General features: G+C 64.1%; 15 protein-coding genes. 2 read left to right on the top strand and 13 right to left on the bottom strand.

All coding sequences use genetic code 11. The features are described from left to right. Nucleotides 1–45 precede the first annotated feature (45 nt). The gene (locus ACTG4K_RS01630) at nucleotides 46–546 is read left to right on the top strand and encodes a YidB family protein (RefSeq protein ID WP_439112448.1); all 501 of its coding nucleotides are present in this window, start codon (nucleotides 46–48) and stop codon (nucleotides 544–546) included. 100 nt (nucleotides 547–646) lie between these two features. On the opposite strand, the gene ACTG4K_RS01625 is transcribed toward ACTG4K_RS01630, so the two are convergent. The 13 genes from ACTG4K_RS01625 to ACTG4K_RS01565 all read right to left on the bottom strand — a co-directional run bounded on the left by ACTG4K_RS01625 (nucleotide 647) and on the right by ACTG4K_RS01565 (nucleotide 17079). After that, nucleotides 647–1498, bottom strand: coding sequence for an alpha/beta hydrolase (locus ACTG4K_RS01625; RefSeq protein ID WP_439112447.1), 852 nt, complete (start codon nucleotides 1496–1498; stop codon nucleotides 647–649). A 61-nt stretch (nucleotides 1499–1559) separates the two neighbouring features. Next, on the bottom strand, nucleotides 1560–3059 hold the full coding sequence (locus tag ACTG4K_RS01620) for a M20 family metallopeptidase (RefSeq protein WP_439112446.1): 1500 nt from the start codon (nucleotides 3057–3059) through the stop codon (nucleotides 1560–1562). Between the two features lie 199 nt (nucleotides 3060–3258). Next, a complete protein-coding gene (locus ACTG4K_RS01615; protein ID WP_439112445.1) occupies nucleotides 3259–4845 on the bottom strand; it encodes a methyl-accepting chemotaxis protein in 1587 nt (528 codons plus the stop codon). A 62-nt stretch (nucleotides 4846–4907) separates the two neighbouring features. Continuing rightward, nucleotides 4908–5315 (bottom strand): hypothetical protein, encoded by a 408-nt coding sequence (locus ACTG4K_RS01610; RefSeq protein WP_439112444.1) that lies wholly within the window; start codon nucleotides 5313–5315, stop codon nucleotides 4908–4910. A gap of 66 nt (nucleotides 5316–5381) precedes the next feature. Then, nucleotides 5382–7184, bottom strand: a complete 1803-nt coding sequence (locus tag ACTG4K_RS01605) for a methyl-accepting chemotaxis protein (protein ID WP_439112443.1) — start codon at nucleotides 7182–7184, stop codon at nucleotides 5382–5384. Between the two features lie 45 nt (nucleotides 7185–7229). Beyond that, a complete protein-coding gene (locus ACTG4K_RS01600; RefSeq protein ID WP_439112442.1) occupies nucleotides 7230–7688 on the bottom strand; it encodes a cache domain-containing protein in 459 nt (152 codons plus the stop codon). A gap of 59 nt (nucleotides 7689–7747) precedes the next feature. Next, a complete protein-coding gene (locus tag ACTG4K_RS01595) occupies nucleotides 7748–9550 on the bottom strand; it encodes a methyl-accepting chemotaxis protein (RefSeq protein WP_439112441.1) in 1803 nt (600 codons plus the stop codon). A 221-nt stretch (nucleotides 9551–9771) separates the two neighbouring features. Beyond that, nucleotides 9772–10293, bottom strand: coding sequence for a chemotaxis protein CheW (locus tag ACTG4K_RS01590; RefSeq protein WP_439112440.1), 522 nt, complete (start codon nucleotides 10291–10293; stop codon nucleotides 9772–9774). Nucleotides 10294–10523: 230 nt separating this feature from the next. Next, nucleotides 10524–12092 (bottom strand): methyl-accepting chemotaxis protein, encoded by a 1569-nt coding sequence (locus tag ACTG4K_RS01585; RefSeq protein ID WP_439112439.1) that lies wholly within the window; start codon nucleotides 12090–12092, stop codon nucleotides 10524–10526. Between the two features lie 73 nt (nucleotides 12093–12165). Next, complete coding sequence (locus ACTG4K_RS01580) at nucleotides 12166–12699, bottom strand: chemotaxis protein CheW (RefSeq protein WP_439112438.1); 534 nt, start codon at nucleotides 12697–12699, stop codon at nucleotides 12166–12168. A gap of 142 nt (nucleotides 12700–12841) precedes the next feature. Then, nucleotides 12842–14776 (bottom strand): methyl-accepting chemotaxis protein, encoded by a 1935-nt coding sequence (locus ACTG4K_RS01575; RefSeq protein WP_439112437.1) that lies wholly within the window; start codon nucleotides 14774–14776, stop codon nucleotides 12842–12844. Between the two features lie 20 nt (nucleotides 14777–14796). Continuing rightward, nucleotides 14797–15321 (bottom strand): chemotaxis protein CheW, encoded by a 525-nt coding sequence (locus ACTG4K_RS01570; protein ID WP_439112436.1) that lies wholly within the window; start codon nucleotides 15319–15321, stop codon nucleotides 14797–14799. Nucleotides 15322–15342: 21 nt separating this feature from the next. Then, nucleotides 15343–17079, bottom strand: coding sequence for a methyl-accepting chemotaxis protein (locus tag ACTG4K_RS01565; RefSeq protein WP_439112435.1), 1737 nt, complete (start codon nucleotides 17077–17079; stop codon nucleotides 15343–15345). Here ACTG4K_RS01565 and ACTG4K_RS01560 point away from each other — a divergent pair. Next, complete coding sequence (locus tag ACTG4K_RS01560) at nucleotides 17078–17230, top strand: hypothetical protein (RefSeq protein ID WP_439112434.1); 153 nt, start codon at nucleotides 17078–17080, stop codon at nucleotides 17228–17230. The genes ACTG4K_RS01565 and ACTG4K_RS01560 overlap by 2 nt on opposite strands. Nucleotides 17231–17244 lie beyond the last annotated feature (14 nt).

The raw sequence follows: 17244 nt of genomic DNA, 5'->3' as shown, positions 1-17244 counted from the left end.
CTGGGCTGCAACCGCTGCGCGCCCACTTCACACAAGGGATACGACATGGGCTTGATGGACTCTTTGATTGGCGCCGCCACCAACGCGGCGATGGGCTCGCTGCAAGGCAACCAGGCGGCGGCAGGCCCCACGGGCGCAGCCGGTGGGCTCGACCCCCAGATGCTCATGGGCATCGTGGGTGCACTGATGAACAACGCAGGCGGCCTGCAAGGCATCTTGGCCAAGCTGCAACAAGGCGGCCTGGGCGAAGCCGCCCAGTCGTGGGTGGGCACGGGTGCCAACCAGCCGGTGTCGGCCGACCAGCTCGGTGGTGCTCTGGGCCCCGACCTGATGGGCATGCTCGCCCAGCAAATGGGTGGCAACCCGCAGCAAGCCGCCGGCACCATGGCCGACCTGCTGCCGGGCCTGATCGACCAACTCACACCGCAAGGCCAGATGCCAGCCGACAACGGCATGGGTGCGCTGGGTGCGCTGCTGGGAGGCCAAAGTGGCGGCAACGCCGGCGACTTGATGGGCATGCTGGGCGGCCTGCTGCAAAAGCGCTGATGGGCTGTGTGCGCTGGGCCATCGGGCGCAGCGTTTCGGCGGACAAAAAAACAGCCCCTTTTGGGGCTGTTTTTTTAGATGCATGGTTTGCCTGGGTCGTTCAGGCGGGTGCGCGCTGATCCAGCCAGGCCTTGAGCGCGACGTACACGGCCGACGGGTCTTGTTCGTTGAAGATCTCGTGGTACAGCCCTTCAAAGCAATGGCTGGTCACCTTGTCGCGCGGGGCCATGGCAGCAAAGGCGCGGCTGCCTTCGGGGCGCACCAAGCGGTCGGCCCCGGCATACAGGAGCAAGGTGGGCACACGCCAGCGCGGTGCGCCCGCCACCACGCGGGGGCCGTTGCTGTCGATGAAGTGGGCCAGCCGCGCCGAAATGCGGTCGTGCACCAGACGGTCTTTTTTGTAGGCTTCCACCACCATGGGGCTGTGTGAGATTTTGCTGGCGTCCAGACCGTTACCCAGCGCCAGGTTGGGCGCCCAGCGGCACAGCAGGTGCATGAGCTTTTTCTGCACCGGGCCAATACCCGCATCCAGCGCGGGCGACGACAGCACCAGCCCGTCCACGGACGCGATGTTGCGATAAACAAAGGTCGATGCCACCAGCCCCCCCATGCTGTGACCCAAAAGAATCAGCGGGCATTCCCAAGGTTGGGCAATATGGCGCCGCGTGTCGTCCACGACCTCGGCCAGATCGTCCAGCAAGGCGGTGTCTGACGGGATCACCCCACGGGCACCGCCCGACTCGCCGTGGCCGCGCTGGTCGTAGGCGCGCACGCAAAAGCCCCATTCGTTGAGGCGCTGGGCCAGCGGGTCGTAGCGCCAGGCGTGTTCACCCAGACCGTGCACCACCAGCACCACGCCGCGCGGGCGCCAGCGCATGGGCAGCGGCCAGTCGTACAGGGCCAGGTTCAGGCCGTCTTCGAGCGTGAAAGGGGCCTGGGTGGTGTCGGACATGGCGGGAGCAAGCGGCAGCTGTGGGGCTGGGTGGGCGGTCAGAGGTTCAACCGGTGCACCCTCAAGGCATGCGGGCGATCACCTGGGCCACCGAAGCGGTGAGGCGCTGCGCATAGTCCAGGTGCAGGAATTCGTTGGGCCCGTGTGCGTTGCTTTTGGGGCCGAGCACGCCGCACACCATCATCTGCGCCTTGGGAAAGCCTTTGCTGAGCATGTTCATGAGCGGAATGGTACCGCCCTGACCAATGGTGCCGCAGCCCGCGCCAAAGTGGGCTTGCGAGGCGCCTTGCAGCGCGGCGTCAAACCACGGTGTGGTGGTGGGCGCGTTCCAGCCGCTGGCTGCGCCTTCGCCCTCAAACGTCACGCGGGCCTGGTACGGCGCGTTGTCTTCCAGCAAGGCTTTGAGTTCTTGCACGGCTTGCGGCGCGTCCACCAGCGGCGGCAAGCGCAGGCTGAGCTTGAAAGCGGTGTAGGGCCGCAACACATTGCCAGCGTTGCGCAGCTCCGGGAAACCGTCGGCGCCGGTCACGCTGAGCGTGGGCCGCCAGGTGCGGTTGAGCAGGGCGTCCACCGGGTCGGTGGTGGTGGGCAAGGCAAACACGGTGGCGCCACCGCAGTCGTGGTGCGCCCAGGGAAAACGCTTGTAAATTTCGTCGCCCAGAATGGCCGCCGTGGCCTTGGCCTGCGCCACACGTTCGGCGGGCACTTCGCAGTGGAAACTGGCCGGCAGCAGGCGGCCGGTGGCGCTGTCTTCCAGCCGGTCCAGCACCTGGCGCATGATGCGAAAGCTCGATGGCACCAGGCCCGAAGCATCGCCCGAATGGATGCCCTCGGTCAGTACCTCCACCTTCAGCACGCCGCTGGCCATGCCGCGCAGGCTGGTGGTCAGCCACAGCTGGTCGTAGTTGCCGGCGCCACTGTCCAGACAGATCACCAGGCCCACGTCGCCCAGGCGGGTGCGCAGCGCGTCTACATATGGCAACAGGTCGCTCGAGCCGCTTTCTTCGCAGGTTTCGATCAGGCCGACGATGCGCGGATGCGCCACGCCCTGGGCTTTCAGGGCTTGAATGGCGGCGATGCTGGCATACACCGCGTAGCCATCGTCCGCGCCGCCACGGCCATAGAGCTTGCCGTCCACAATCTTCGGCGTCCAGGGACCCAGGTCGCTGCGCCAGCCGGTGAATTCGGGTTGCTTGTCGAGGTGGCCGTACATCAGCACGGTCTGGGCAGAGGCGGGGGCCGGCGTGCCGTCTTGACCTGCGCTCGCGGGCACTTCAAAAAACAGCACTGGCGTGCGCGGCACACCTTGGGCGTCGTTGAGTCGAATCACGTCGAATGTAAGGCCGGGCACCTGCTGGGCTTGCACCCAGTCGGCGGCGCTTTGCAACACGCGGTCTAGCAGGCCGTGGGCGGCCCAGTCGGCATCAAACGCGGGCGACTTGGCCGGCACTTCGATGTAGCGCTGCAGCTCGGGCACGATGGTGCGCGACCAGGCTGCGTTCACATGGCTTTGCAGCGCGGTGGGTTCGAGCGGCAACGGCTGGGGCAGGCGGGCGTTCATGGCAACGGTCTCCAAGGGAGGTCAAAGCCCAGCGCGCACCGGGCAAGCGGGGACCCGGTGCATCAGCCATCGGGCCAGTCTTCAGAAAACTGGCTCAAGTATAGGCACGATGCACCCGCGCTGGCACGTGTGCACGCACCGCCAACAGGTCAACGCAGGTTTTGCCGCGCCTTGGGCGGGGTTCATAGCGCGCTGACGCTCAGGCTGCGGCCAGGTCTGTGCGGCCGCTCAAGCGAAACACGCGCACCACGTCTGCCAGCCGGGCAGCCTGGTCTTTCAAGCTCTCGGCCGCCGCCGCGCTTTCCTCCACCAGCGCGGCGTTTTGCTGCGTCATCTGGTCGAGCTGGCTGACCGCGCCGCTCACCTGGCCCATGCCGCTGGACTGCTCGGTGGCGGCGGTCGTGATGTCGCTGATGAAGGCGGACACCTTGTCGGCGTTGGCCACAATTTCGCTGATGGTGCTGCCCGCTTCGGCCACCAGGCGCGAACCCATGTCCACCTTGTCCACGCTGTTGCCAATGAGCGTCTTGATTTCTTTGGCCGCTTCAGCGCTGCGTTGCGCCAGGTTGCGCACCTCGGCGGCCACCACGGCAAAGCCCCGGCCTTGCTCGCCCGCGCGTGCCGCTTCCACCGCCGCGTTCAGCGCCAGGATGTTGGTCTGGAAGGCAATACCGTCGATCACGCCAATGATGTCGCCAATCTTGCGGCTGCTTTGGTTGATCTCTTCCATGGTGGTCACGACCTGGCCCACCACCTGGCCACCGCGCGCAGCCACCTCGGCGTTCGCCACCGCCATCTGGCTGGCCTGGCGGGCTGCGTCGGCGCTCTGGCGCACGGTGCTGTTGATTTGCTCCATACTGCTGGCCGTTTGCTGCAGACTGCTGGCCGCTTGCTCGGTTCGGGTAGAAAGGTCCTGGTTGCCCGAAGCAATCTGCGCGCTGGCGGTACCAATGCCGTCGGAGCTTCTGCGCACCTCGCCCACAATGCGCGCCAGGGCTTCCTGCATGCCGCCCAGCGCCTGCATGAGGCGCGAGAGTTCATCCTTGCCGTTGATGGCAATGGTCTGGGTGAGATCGCCCTGCGTGATCGCTGTGGCCAAGCGCTGCGCTTGGTCCAACGGACGGCAAATGCTCTGCATGTTGGCCAGCGTGGTGGGCACCACCACCAGCCCCGCCAGCGCAACCGCCAGGCCAAACAGCCAGAGCGTCTGGCCGGTCGTGGTCTGCTCCCTGGCCTGCAGGCTGGCCGCTTCGCTCAAGATGATTTTTTCAATCTGGGCCATGTCGGCCAGCAACGCAGCGTACTGCTCATGGGCGCGGGCCAGCACGCGGTTGGCCACGGTGGCGCTTTCATAGCCACCGTCCCTGATCTGCACCACCACCGGCTCCACCGCCGCCACATACGCGCCCAGCCGTTGCTGCATTTCACGCAGCAAGATGTTGTCTTCATCGTCCTCGCCTTCCAGCATGTGGCCAATTTGCTTGTCCACCTCGGTGCGGGCTTTTTCCCACCGCATATTGGCCAGTGACAACTGCTCGGGCGATTCGTAGTGGATCACCATGTCCTTCTCGTAGCGGCTCAGGTCGGCCATGGCCACGCGAAGGCGCGAGAGGATGAGCGTTTCTTCGAACGCGTGGTTCACAAACTCCTGGCTGAGATGGTGCAAGCGCTGCATGCCCCATAGGCCGGCACCGCCCACCACCAGCAGCAGCGCCAGCACCACGCCAATGGCGCCGAGCATGCGGGTGCGGATTGAAAACTGACGCATCAAGTTGTTGAGTCCCATGGGAATGTCCCGATCAAAAAGTGGGGGATGCAGATGCACCGGGTATCAGAACGGGTGTCAGGTCAGCGGCGCAGCGCGGTGCTGTGCCTGAACACCCCAATGGCTTGCGCCAGGCACTGCGCTTGCTCTTTCAGGCTTTCGGTGGCCGCGCTGTTTGCTTGCGCCAGCGCGGCGTTTTGCCGCGTCATCGGGTCGAGCTGGTTCACGGTGGTGTGTCCCTGGCCAATGCCGCCCGACGGCTCGCAAGACACCGCCATGATTCCGCCCTTGGTGCCGCGAGTCTTTGGGCTGCTGCGGTTCACCTCGAACATCCTGGCAACCGCCAGGTGGCGGGCCGCGTCGGCGCTCTGGCGCCCGGTGCCGTTGACCGGCTGCAGGTTGGCAGCGGTTGCTTGCAGGTTGCAGTCAGCTGGCTCAGCGCAAGTGGGAAGGTCGTTGCCGACCCGCATGCTTGGGGGTGCACAGCTCATTGTGAAAACCTTGAAAACATCTTTGTGCTTGACGGGGTCGCCGGGTCACGGTGCGGGATGGGCCAGTCAAAAACTTTCCCAATCGCCCTCGTGACCAGCCACCACTGGGGCTTTGGTTGGCTTGGCTGCGGTTGCGCTTGCGCTTGCGGTCAACGTGGGCAGCTTGTCCAGCTGGGGCCGCTTGAGCTCGGGCGAGGCCGGGCGAGCAGGGCCACGGGCCAACGCCGGACCCGCCAGTTTTTTGAGCGGCTGGGTGTGTACCAGCCGAGCAGCACTGGGCGGCGACACGGCACGCAGCGCCCGCGGTGTGGCGGGGTCTGTCACAGCCGCGCTGCCGTCGGTGCGGAAGATGGCGATCACCTGTGACAGGCGCGCAGCCTGCTCTTTCAGGCTCTCGGCTGCCGCCGCGCTCTCTTCCACCAGTGCCGCGTTTTGTTGCGTCATCTGGTCGAGCTGGTTCACCGCCGTGTTCACCTGACCAATGCCGTCGCTTTGCTCGCCTGCAGCCGCCGTGATCTCGCCAATGATGTCGCTCACACGCTGCACCGAGCCCACAATCTCGCTCATGGTCTGGCCCGCATCGGCCACCAGGCGGCTGCCGGTTTCAACCTTGTCCACGCTGGTGCCAATGAGGCCTTTGATTTCTTTGGCCGCCTCGGCGCTGCGCTGCGCCAGGTTGCGCACCTCACCGGCCACCACCGCAAAGCCCCGGCCTTGTTCGCCCGCGCGAGCGGCTTCCACCGCCGCGTTCAGCGCCAAGATGTTGGTCTGGAACGCAATGCCGTCGATCACGCCAATGATGTCGCTGATCTTCTTGCTGCTGTGGTTGATCTCGTTCATGGTGGTGACCACCTGGCCCACCACCTGGCCACCGCGCACCGCAATCTCGGAGGCGCTGGCCGCGAGCTGGTTGGCCTGGCGAGCCGCATCGGCGCTTTGGCGCACGGTGCTGGTGAGCTCTTCCATGCTGGCGGCGGTCTCTTCCAGGTTGCTGGCGGCTTGTTCGGTGCGGGCGCTCAGGTCTTGGTTGCCGCTGGCAATCTCGGCCGACGCGGTGTTGATGCTGTCGGCCGCGCTGCGCACTTGGCCCACCGTGTTCACCAGCGACGCTTTCATGGCGCCCAGCGCGTTGAGCAGATCGCCCAGCTCGTCGGTGCGGTTCGTCTGCAACGACACCGTCAGGTTACCGCTGGCCACTTCGCGGGCAGCATGGGACGCATCGGCCAGGGCGTCGGCCACCCGGCGCAGGACCACCCAAAAAATAGCCACCACACCCATCGCCACCGCCAACGACAGCAGCGTCAGCAGCCAGTGGGTGCGGCTGGACGTCTGTGTCGCAGCTTCGGCTGCGGCCACTGTTGCCGCCTCCATTTTTTCTGCAGCACCCGACAACGACTGCGCCAGCTTGCTGTAGGCCTCGTCGGCGGTCTGCATGGCGGCCACGCCGGTGTTCGGGTCTACAGAAGCGAGGTCGATCGCGCTGTCGGTTCGTTTGACGAATTCGCCAATCTGCTGACCCGACACCGCGATGTCGGCACGCAGGCCCTCGTCTGCCGTGGGGCTGGCCGCGAGCTCGCCCAGCACCGCCTGCATGCTGGCGGCCTGTTGGGCCAGGTCGGCACGCACCGCGTTGGTTTTGGCGTCGTCAACCGAGCCAATGATGGTCATCAACCGGTACACATCCACATGCATGCGGCCGATCTGTTCCTGCACCCGCGTGAGCGACTGCAATTGGTTGATGTCCGCCGTGAAACGGGCCGTAGAGGCTTCGCCCGCGCGACTGAGCAGCATCGAGTCAAGCTGCCCGGTGGCCAGCACGGCCAGTGCCGTGATGACCGGAGCGAGGATCAGTTTTTGGCCCAGTTTCATATCGACTCCCAAGTATTGCAGTGGTGGCTCGTGCGGTTCAGCGGCTTATTTGTAGACGCCGCCGCACACCACTGCGTCGTCCAGCTTTTCGCAGTACATCGCCTTGGGTTCGATCTTTTTCGTCACCGGGTTGGTGAACTTGTAGTCTTGCCAGAACGTGCCTTTGCTGTTGGCCAGGTCCACGCGCTCTTTCACAAACAGCTTGCCATCGATGTCTTTCAGATCGATCAGGTTCTTGCCAATCATCTTTTCGTTGGCGCCATGGGCGCGCACGGTGCCATCCAGGCCATAGACCACCAGGTACAGGTCGTCTTTCTTGAACTGGCTTTCCTTGCTGCTGATCTCGGCGTGGCCTTTGTCTTTGCCGCTGGACTTCATAAAAGCAACACCTTTTTTGACCATAGCGGTGGCGTCGTCGGTCGTGGCGGCGGCGTGGGCGCCGAACGAAACGACCAACAAAACAGCAGCGGTGCAAGCACCCAGAGCGTGGCGAACGGTTTTCATAAGAATCTCCTGAAAGGGTTGGGAGGGACGGGGGAAACAGTCAACGGGAAAATGGCGGCTTAAAAGCTTTCCCAGTCGCCTTCAGCACCCGCAGCCGCAGTGGACTGCGCGGGCTTGCTGGCGGCCGGCTGGGGCCGCTTGAGGGCAACCGGTGCGGGAGCGGGAGCATTGGCCGATGCAGACGCCGATGACGCAATACGCGGCGCGGCCGGCCTGGCCAGCGATGCGGCGGGCTTGAATGGGGTCGCCTTGCGCTGTAGAGGTGTGACGCTGGTGTAAGCGCTGGCTGCTCGCGCGGGCACCATGGCCATGGCGCTGCCGTCGGTGCGGAAGATGGCGATCACCTGTGACAGGCGCGTAGCCTGCTCTTTCAGGCTCTCAGCTGCCGCCGCGCTCTCTTCCACCAGCGCCGCGTTTTGTTGCGTCATCTGGTCGAGCTGGTTCACCGCCGTGTTCACCTGACCAATGCCGTCGCTTTGCTCGCCTGCAGCCGCCGTGATCTCGCCAATGATGTCGCTCACACGCTGCACCGAGCCCACAATCTCGCTCATGGTCTGGCCCGCATCGGCCACCAGGCGGCTGCCGGTTTCAACCTTGTCCACGCTGGTGCCAATGAGGCCTTTGATTTCTTTGGCCGCCTCGGCGCTGCGCTGCGCCAGGTTGCGCACCTCACCGGCCACCACCGCAAAGCCCCGGCCTTGTTCGCCCGCGCGAGCGGCTTCCACCGCCGCGTTCAGCGCCAAGATGTTGGTCTGGAACGCAATGCCGTCGATCACGCCAATGATGTCGCTGATCTTCTTGCTGCTGTGGTTGATCTCGTTCATGGTGGTGACCACCTGGCCCACCACCTGGCCACCGCGCACCGCAATCTCGGAGGCACTGGCCGCGAGCTGGTTGGCCTGGCGAGCCGCATCGGCGCTTTGGCGCACGGTGCTGGTGAGCTCTTCCATGCTGGCTGCGGTCTCTTCCAGGTTGCTGGCGGCTTGCTCGGTGCGGGCGCTCAGGTCTTGGTTGCCGCTGGCAATCTCGGCCGACGCGGTGTTGATGCTGTCGGCCGCGCTGCGCACTTGGCCCACCGTGTTCACCAGCGAGGCTTTCATGGCGCCCAGCGCGTTGAGCAGATCGCCCAGCTCGTCGGTGCGGTTCGTCTTCACTTCACGGGTCAGGTCGCCATTGGCCACGGCCTGGGCAATGCTCACCGCCTCTTGCACCGGTGCGGTCACCGAGCGCGTCATGCGCCAGGACACCACAACGCCAAGCACAACAGCGAGGGCCGCGAGGCCAAGCAACACCATGATCTGCTGCTGGAGCACAGCGTCCGAAGCCGCCACCGCTTCAGCCACCACCTGGTGCTCCAGCTTCTGCAGCTCACCCATGGCACCGGTGTAGCGCTCAACAGCAGGCATGAGTGCAGACAGCAACTGCTGGTTGGCGCCCTCCACATCGCCGGCTTTGAGCGTGTCGAAATAGGTCTTGCGCACCGCTATGTATTCGGCACGGCGCGCGGCAATTTCCTTGAGCAGCGCCTTGCCTTTTTCGCTGTCAATTTCGTCGTCCAACCCCTTTTGCAACTCGTTGATGCGCTGCGTGGTCTGCGCAATCAGCGGCTTGAAGTAGGCGTCCACCTCGGCATCGTTGCGGGACTTGGCCAAGGCCATCACCCGGTTGATGTTGAGCTGGGTGCTGGCCAGCCAGTCATTGGCCATGGAGGCGCGCCGCTCCATGGCCACCACGTCTATGGTGCCTTGGCGGGCCGCCTGCAGGCTGTTCCAGGCCACGGTGGTCAGCGCCACCAGCAGCACCAGCACAGCAGCGAAACCGAGCGTCAGGCGCTGGCCAATTTTGAGTCGATTGAATGTCATGAAAAGTCTCCGAAAAACTGAGGGAACCGCTTCAATGCGTTTCCCATTGCCTTTGGCGGTGCGGCGGGCTGCGGCTGGCAGCGGCTGAGCGGGCAGCCGGTGCGCGGGTCAGCGCGCCAACCAGCTGCAGCGCGAGGCACCGTGCCACCGTGCCGTTGCAGGACCAGGAACAGGTTGTGCTCATGCGGATCGCCTTGTGGGTGCGGCGCAATGCAACCCGCTTACTGCAGGCTCTGCGAACTCTCCATGAGGCCCATGTCGGCGCTGCTCATGAGGGCGTCGATGTCCATCAAAATCAACATGCGCTCACCTACGCTGGCAATGCCGGTGATGAAGCTGGTGTCCACCGTGGTGTTCATCTCGGGTGCGGGCTTGATCAGGTCGTCGGCCAACTCCAGCACGTCCGACACTGAGTCCACCACCGCGCCCACCACGCGGCCATGCACGTTGAGCACAATCACCACGGTGAAGCCGTTGTATTCCACCTTGTCGCAACCGAGCTTGATGCGCAGGTCCACCACCGGCACGATCACGCCACGCAGGTTGACCACGCCTTTGATGAAGCTCGGGGCATTGGCTATGCGGGTGGGCTCTTCAAAGGAACGGATCTCCTGTACACGCAAGATGTCGATGCCGTACTCCTCGCCGCCCAGGCGGAAGGTCAGGAATTCGGCCTTTTTGGCGGCAGCAGCGCGTGCGCTGTGGTGGTTGGCGTGCAGGGTGGCTTCGTTGCGCATGTCCATGAAATGGGTCCTCGATTAACGGGTTGGTCTATGGACTATCGGCTTGACGCGCTCGGGCTGAAGGCCTAATCAAAACAACAAAGCCCAGGCTTACCCGGGCTTTGCATGAAAAACGAATTCCTAAGCATTCAAAATGTACCCATGGGCAGCACCTGGTCGGTTGCAGGCACCGCACCGCACCGCACCGCGCGGCGGTGGGCCGACCAACGGTGCCCGGGCACGCGGCCATCTCAGGCCAGGAGGCCCTGCACAGGACTCAAGCGAAACACCGCCACAGCCTGCACCAACTGCTGGGCCTGCGTGCGCAAGCTGGCTGCGGCGGCCGCACCCTCTTCCACCAGAGAGGCATTTTGCTGGGTGACCTGGTCCATTTGACTCACCGCCTCGCTGACCTGGGCGATCCCCATGCTCTGTTCTTTGCTGGCGCTGCTGATCTCGCCCACGACACCGGTCACCCGACCGATGGAGCTCACCACCTCCTGCATCGTGGTGCCCGCGCGGTCCACCAAGGCCGTGCCCTGCTCTACACGGTCCACACTGGTGTTGATCAAGCCTTTGATCTCTTTGGCCGCCTCGGCACTGCGCTGCGCGAGGTTGCGCACCTCACCGGCCACCACCGCAAAGCCCCGGCCTTGTTCGCCCGCGCGAGCGGCTTCCACTGCCGCGTTCAGCGCCAAGATGTTGGTCTGGAACGCAATGCCGTCGATCACACCAATGATGTCGCTGATCTTTTTGCTGCTGTCGTTGATGGCCTTCATGGTCTGCACCACTTCGCTGACCACCTCGCCGCCTTGGCGGGCCACGCGCGCCGCCGTTTGCGCCAGCTGACTGGCTTCATTGGCATGGGATGCGTTTTGCTCCACCGTGGAACCCACTTGCTCCATGGAGGCGGCGGTCTGCTCCAACGCGCTGGCCTGCTCTTCGGTGCGCTGGCTCAGGTCCAGATTGCCTTGTGCAATCTGGGCACTGGCTGCGGCCACGCCCTCGGCGCCTTCACGCACGCCCACCACAATCTGGCGCAGCTGGATGGTCATGTGCTTCATGGCGGCCATCACGCTGGGATGTCCGCCGTCCACGAACAGGAAGTCCTGGCTGAGATCGCCCCGCGCCACCGCTTCAGCCGCCTCACGCACCTCATGCGGCTCCGCGCCCAGCGCACGCACAAGATGCCGAATCACCCACCACCCCACCGCAGCGCCCAGCACGATGGCCAGCGTGATGAGCCCGGCGATCATGAGCAAGGCGTCGCGGATCTGCACCACACTGACCTCGTAGGTTTGCTTCGACACATCCAGCTGCACCTGAATCAAGGCGGCAATCACCTCCTGCAGCGGATCAAAGGCCGGATACAAGTCACGCCGTGAAAAAGCCAGCAAACCCTCCACATCGCCCGCTTTGAGCAGCTCTTCCATACGCGCCACAGCCCGACCCGCGACCAGCTGCAAGGGTTCGATACGGGCAATGAGCGCCGTTTCCTCGGACACCAGCTCGGTCGCCACATAAGCCTTCCACTCTGTGTCGATCCCCGCTTTGGCCTTCACCACTTCAGCCAGCGCCTCCTGCATCGTCATGCTGCCGGCAACGGCCTTGTGCACCGCATCCACCATGCTGACCGCATACAAATCTGCCACCTTTTTCAACCCACTGAGTGGAACCACTCGGTCCTGGTATATCGCCAAAATGGCACTGCTTTGCTGCCGGGCCACGAGCGCGCCCACGGTGCCAACGGCCACCATCATGGCGACGAACAACGCGCACAGCAGGATCAACTGGGTGCGTACACGCATAGGCGTTTTCATGGTTCACTCCTTGAAATCGTTATAGGGTGTTTGCCTGACCGGCAAACGGGTTTTCAGAAAATGGGCAGCGGTGTCAATGCAAGCTGGTGCCGGCGCTGTCCATGAGGCCCATGTCGGCGCTGCTCATGAGCGCGTCGATGTCCATCAAAATCAACATGCGCTCACCCACGCTGGCAATGCCGGTGATGAAGCTGGTGTCCACCGTGGTGTTCATCTCGGGTGCGGGCTTGATCAGGTCGTGGCTGAGTTGCAACACATCCGACACCGAATCCACCACCGCACCCACCACCCGCCCGCGCACGTTGAGCACCACCACCACGGTGAGGCTGTTGTATTCCACGGAATCGCAACCGAGCTTGATGCGCAGGTCCACCACCGGCACGATCACACCGCGCAGGTTGACCACGCCTTTGATGAACGGGGGCGCATTGGCGATGCGGGTGGGCTCTTCGTAAGAGCGGATTTCCTGTACACGCAGGATGTCGATGCCGTACGCCTCGCTGCCCAGGCGCAAGGTGAGGAATTCGGCCTTTTGGGCGTTGGCAGCGGCCGCCTTGCGCGCGCTGTCTTGTTGGGCCAGGTGGGTGGCTTCGTGGCGAATGTCCATGGTGCAGGTCCTCAAATAAGCGATAGGCTTAAAAACTATCGGACTACAACACCAATACTTTAGGACTCATACAAAAAGAATCGCTGCTGAAGATGGCGCGCGCTGTCAAGCGGCCCCCTCAGCCCTTCAGGCACTCAGGCACTCAGGCCGAAGCACCCATTCGAAACACGCTCACCAACTCGGCCAACCGGGTGGCCTGTTGCTTCAGGCTGTCGGCAGCGGCCGCACTTTCTTCCACCAGGGCCGCGTTTTGCTGGGTCACCTGGTCGAGCTGGGCCACGGCATCGCCCACCTGCGAAATGCCGCTGGACTGTTCGGCGCTGGCCGAGGTGATTTCACCAATAAGATCGCTCACGCGCTTGACCTGGCTCACGATGTTGCCCACGCGCTGCCCGGCTTGTTCCACCAAAACGGTGCCGGCGTCGACGCGCTCCACGCTCTCGCCAATGAGCGTCTTGATTTCCTTGGCGGCTTGCGCGCTGCGCTGCGCCAGGTTGCGCACCTCAGCGGCCACCACCGCAAAGCCCCGGCCTTGCTCGCCGGCGCGGGCCGCTTCCACCGCCGCGTTCAAGGCCAGGATGTTGGTCTGGAACGCAATGCCGTCGATCACGCCAATGATGTCGTTGATGCGGCGCGAGCTGGTGGCAATGTCTTGCATGGTGTGCACCACTTGGCCCACCACCTCGCCGCCTGCCACGGCGGCGGCGCTGGCGCCGTGGGCCAGCTCGCTGGCCTGGCGGGCGGTTTCGGCGTTTTGCTGCACCGTGGCAGTAAGCTGCTCCATGCTGGCGGCGGTCTCTTCCAGGTTGCTGGCCTGTTCTTCGGTGCGCTGCGACAGATCGGCATTGCCGGTGGCAATCTGGCTGCTGCCGGTGACGATGTTGTCGCTGCCCTGGCGCACCTCGGAGACGATGCGCACCAGGCTGTCGTTCATGGCCTTGAGCGCCAGCAGCAGCTGGCCGGTTTCGTCCCGAGCGCTGGTGTCGATGGACGACGTCAGGTCGCCATTGGCCACGGCCTGGGCCACGCGCACAGCCTGCCCGATGGAGCGGGTGGTGGTGCGCGCCACCAGCAACATGACCCACGCACCCAGCACACCGAGTGCAACCAACGCAAACACCACCGCCCAGAGCGTCTGGCTGGAGGTACTTTCGCGCTCACGCAGTTCGCTAGCCAGCACGTTGAACGCGCTGTCGATCAACGCAAACTGCATGTCGATGTGGCGGGTCGTGGCCGCGAAATAGTCTGCCGAGGGATAGGTGAGTGTTTCGGCCAGAACGATCTGCTGATCGATCAGCGCAAAGGCTTCGTCAGCGGCTTTCCAGGCAGTGGCCACCGGGGCTTGCAGCGCTTGCTGCAGATGGGGAGCTGCGGCAAACACTTTTTCCATGTCTTTCTGGGCGTTGCGCATGTGCATGCGCGAGAGGTTGTTGAGCGCCCCCAGGCGGGCGCGTTGCTCGGGTGTGGCCTCACCCCGCGCCAGCACCAAGGCGCCCTGCGCGCGGGCCTGGCCCAGGCTCTCGGTGAGTTGCGGCAAATAGGACAGCGCCGCCTGGATCAGAAAATAGGTTTCGCCCACGGGGTCCAGCGTCATACCGGACACATCGGTCACGTCTTCCAGCAGGTCCAGTTGCCGCGCAATCAGCGCCGTGTGGCGCGCAAAGCTCTGCGGTCCGTCCAGCGCGCGGCTGCCCACGGCGTCGGCCAAAGTGGCCCAGTCGCTGCGGATGCTTTGGGCACGCGCATTGGCCGGGCTCGAAGCCAGACTGGCCACCGACAGCAGGGCCGCGTTCAGCGCGGCATCTACCTCGCCGCGCTTGGCTTCACGCGCTGCTTTCACGCTTTCGTTGCCCCCCAGGTAACCGGCCGACATGCCCCTGTGCTGCTGCGACAACTGCAGCAGCTTGAGCACATCACCAGCCGGCGCGATGCCACTGGCCTCGCTGCGGGCCGCCTGAAAGTAGCCCATCTCACCGCGAACCGCCATCGTCGCGGGCGCGATCACCATAAACAGAGCCACAGCGCCGATGAGGAAGAACTTGTGGACGAAACGAAGGTTTGCGATGAAGCGTTGCATACCAGTGATCCTGAAAAAAATCAGACGTTGTGGGTGTCTATGAGCCCCATGTCAGCGCTGCTCATGAGCGCGTCGATGTCCATCAAAATCAACATGCGCTCACCCACGCTGGCAATGCCGGTGATGAAGCTGGTGTCCACCGTGGTGTTCATCTCGGGTGCAGGCTTGATCAGGTCGTGGCTGAGTTGCAACACGTCCGACACCGAATCCACCACCGCACCCACCACCCGCCCGCGCACGTTGAGCACCACCACCACGGTGAGGCTGTTGTATTCCACGGAATCGCAACCGAGCTTGATGCGCAGGTCCACCACCGGCACGATCACACCGCGCAGGTTGACCACGCCTTTGATGAACGGGGGCGCATTGGCGATGCGGGTGGGCTCTTCGTAAGAGCGGATTTCCTGTACACGCAAGATGTCGATGCCGTACGCCTCGCTGCCCAGGCGCAAGGTGAGGAATTCGGCCTTTTGGGCGTTGGCAGCGGCCGCCTTGCGCGCGCTGTCTTGTTGGGCCAGGTGGGTGGCTTCGTGGCGCATGTCCATGGTGTGCTCCGGGCTGGGGGTTTAGAAACTTTCCCACTCGTCCGTTTCGCGGCGGCTGCTGGCCGGTGCGCGTGCGAACGCGATGGCTTTCGTGGCGGGTGCCCGGGCTGGCCCGGCGTGCGCCAAAGCCGGTGCGCGGGCCACAGGCTGGGTGGCCAACGGCTTGGGCGCCAGCGGTGCAGCGCGCACCATGGCCATGCTGCCTGGTGTACCCGACAGCTTGAACACACTGACAGCCTGCACCAGCTGCTGGGCCTGGCTTTGCAAGCTGGCGGCGGCGGCGGCGCTTTCCTCCACCAGCGCTGCGTTTTGCTGGGTGGCCTGGTCCATCTGGGTCACGGCTTCACTGACCTGGCCCACACCCGCGTTTTGCTCGCGGCTGGCGCTGCTGATCTCGCCCACGATGTCGGTCACGCGCTGGATCGAGCCCACAATTTCCTGCATGGTGGCGCCGGCGCGGTCCACCAATGCCGTGCCTTGTTCCACGCGCTCCACGCTGGCGTTGATCAGCCCTTTGATTTCCTTGGCCGCCTCGGCACTGCGCTGCGCCAGGTTGCGCACTTCGGCCGCCACCACGGCAAAGCCACGGCCTTGTTCACCCGCGCGAGCGGCTTCCACCGCCGCGTTCAAGGCCAAGATGTTGGTCTGGAACGCAATGCCGTCGATCACGCCAATGATGTCGCTGATCTTCTTGCTGCTGTCGTTGATGTCCTTCATGGTCTGCACCACTTCGCTGACCACCTCGCCACCTTGCACGGCAACATGGCTGGCGCTGGAGGCCAGCTGGTTGGCCTGTTGGGCGTTGTCGGCGTTTTGGCGTGCGGTGGAGCCCATTTCTTCCATAGAGGCCGAGGTTTCTTCCAGCGCGCTGGCCTGCTGCTCGGTGCGGCTGGAAAGGTCGGCGTTGCCCTGGGCAATCTGGGCGCTGGCGGTGGCCACACCGTCAGCGCTCTGGCGCACGCCAGACACCACACGGGTCAACGCGCCCTGCATGTCGCGCAGGGCGCTTAGCAGGGGCGTGAATTCGTCGCGCGCGCCGTCGTGCACATCGGTGCTCAGGTCGCCATCGCGCACCCGCTCGGCCACCGCTTGTGACAAGGCCACCCGGCGGCGCAGCAAGCCCGCCACGTAGGCAGAAAAGGCCAGCAGTGCCACGGCAATGGCCAGCGCCGCCGCCGTGATGAGGTTGGAGGTGCTCAACATGCTGCGCTCGATGCGGTTCATGTCCTGCGTCAAGCCTGCGGCCTGGATCGACTTGCCTTCGGCAACAACCTTCAGCAACGCGTTGCGGGCGGGAATCGTCACATCGACCAAATAGGCAAAGGCTTCGTCTTTCTGGCCTTGCTGGATCAGGGCCATGTTGGCCTCGCCGGCCTTCCAGAACCCCGCAACCAACGGCGGCAAGCTGCCGAAATGCGCCTTGCCCTCAGGCGAAAACAGGCGCTGCTCAAAACTTGCCAGCACCGCGTCCATGTTCTGGCGCTTGCTGGCAATGTAGGCCAGCGTTTCTTGCTGTTCTTGCGGGTTGCGCGCCAATATGGCATGGCGCACTTGCAGCGATACCTGGGTCACATTGAGCTCCAGCTCGGCCATGGCATTGAGCTGGGCCACGCGGTTTTCTTCTGTGAAGGCCGCGAGTTCAGCGGCGTTGTGCAGCGTGCCGTAAGCGTAAGCGCCCAAAGCGGCCAAGGCCACGGCAATCCCAATGCTCACCGCATACAAGCGCTTGGCGATGCCAAAAGTTGAACCGTTTCCCATGTTTTCCCTGTTCGAAGCTGCCGCAAAGTGGATGTGTGTGCAGCGGGCAGGCACCAGGCCCGACACACAACGCACCGGCATGCACAGGAACCTGGGCGATCTGGATTCCGGTTTGTCTGGAAAAAATATCGGCGCCAACCCAGCAGACTGAAATGAGAAAAATAG

It is taken from the genome of Hydrogenophaga sp. (assembly GCF_965657535.1).
Lineage (GTDB): Bacteria > Pseudomonadota > Gammaproteobacteria > Burkholderiales > Burkholderiaceae_C > Hydrogenophaga.
This window is presented reverse-complemented; position numbering and strand designations above follow the sequence as displayed.

Bases quoted from the DNA above. Each gene is read 5' to 3' on its own strand.
- ACTG4K_RS01630 (WP_439112448.1), top strand. From the start codon at position 46: ATGGGCTTGATGGACTCTTTGATTGGCGCCGCCACCAACGCGGCGATG.
- ACTG4K_RS01625 (WP_439112447.1), bottom strand. From the start codon at position 1,498: ATGTCCGACACCACCCAGGCCCCTTTCACGCTCGAAGACGGCCTGAAC.
- ACTG4K_RS01620 (WP_439112446.1), bottom strand. From the start codon at position 3,059: ATGAACGCCCGCCTGCCCCAGCCGTTGCCGCTCGAACCCACCGCGCTG.
- ACTG4K_RS01615 (WP_439112445.1), bottom strand. From the start codon at position 4,845: ATGGGACTCAACAACTTGATGCGTCAGTTTTCAATCCGCACCCGCATG.
- ACTG4K_RS01610 (WP_439112444.1), bottom strand. From the start codon at position 5,315: ATGAGCTGTGCACCCCCAAGCATGCGGGTCGGCAACGACCTTCCCACT.
- ACTG4K_RS01605 (WP_439112443.1), bottom strand. From the start codon at position 7,184: ATGAAACTGGGCCAAAAACTGATCCTCGCTCCGGTCATCACGGCACTG.
- ACTG4K_RS01600 (WP_439112442.1), bottom strand. From the start codon at position 7,688: ATGAAAACCGTTCGCCACGCTCTGGGTGCTTGCACCGCTGCTGTTTTG.
- ACTG4K_RS01595 (WP_439112441.1), bottom strand. From the start codon at position 9,550: ATGACATTCAATCGACTCAAAATTGGCCAGCGCCTGACGCTCGGTTTC.
- ACTG4K_RS01590 (WP_439112440.1), bottom strand. From the start codon at position 10,293: ATGGACATGCGCAACGAAGCCACCCTGCACGCCAACCACCACAGCGCA.
- ACTG4K_RS01585 (WP_439112439.1), bottom strand. From the start codon at position 12,092: ATGAAAACGCCTATGCGTGTACGCACCCAGTTGATCCTGCTGTGCGCG.
- ACTG4K_RS01580 (WP_439112438.1), bottom strand. From the start codon at position 12,699: ATGGACATTCGCCACGAAGCCACCCACCTGGCCCAACAAGACAGCGCG.
- ACTG4K_RS01575 (WP_439112437.1), bottom strand. From the start codon at position 14,776: ATGCAACGCTTCATCGCAAACCTTCGTTTCGTCCACAAGTTCTTCCTC.
- ACTG4K_RS01570 (WP_439112436.1), bottom strand. From the start codon at position 15,321: ATGGACATGCGCCACGAAGCCACCCACCTGGCCCAACAAGACAGCGCG.
- ACTG4K_RS01560 (WP_439112434.1), top strand. From the start codon at position 17,078: ATGTTTTCCCTGTTCGAAGCTGCCGCAAAGTGGATGTGTGTGCAGCGG.
- ACTG4K_RS01565 (WP_439112435.1), bottom strand. From the start codon at position 17,079: ATGGGAAACGGTTCAACTTTTGGCATCGCCAAGCGCTTGTATGCGGTG.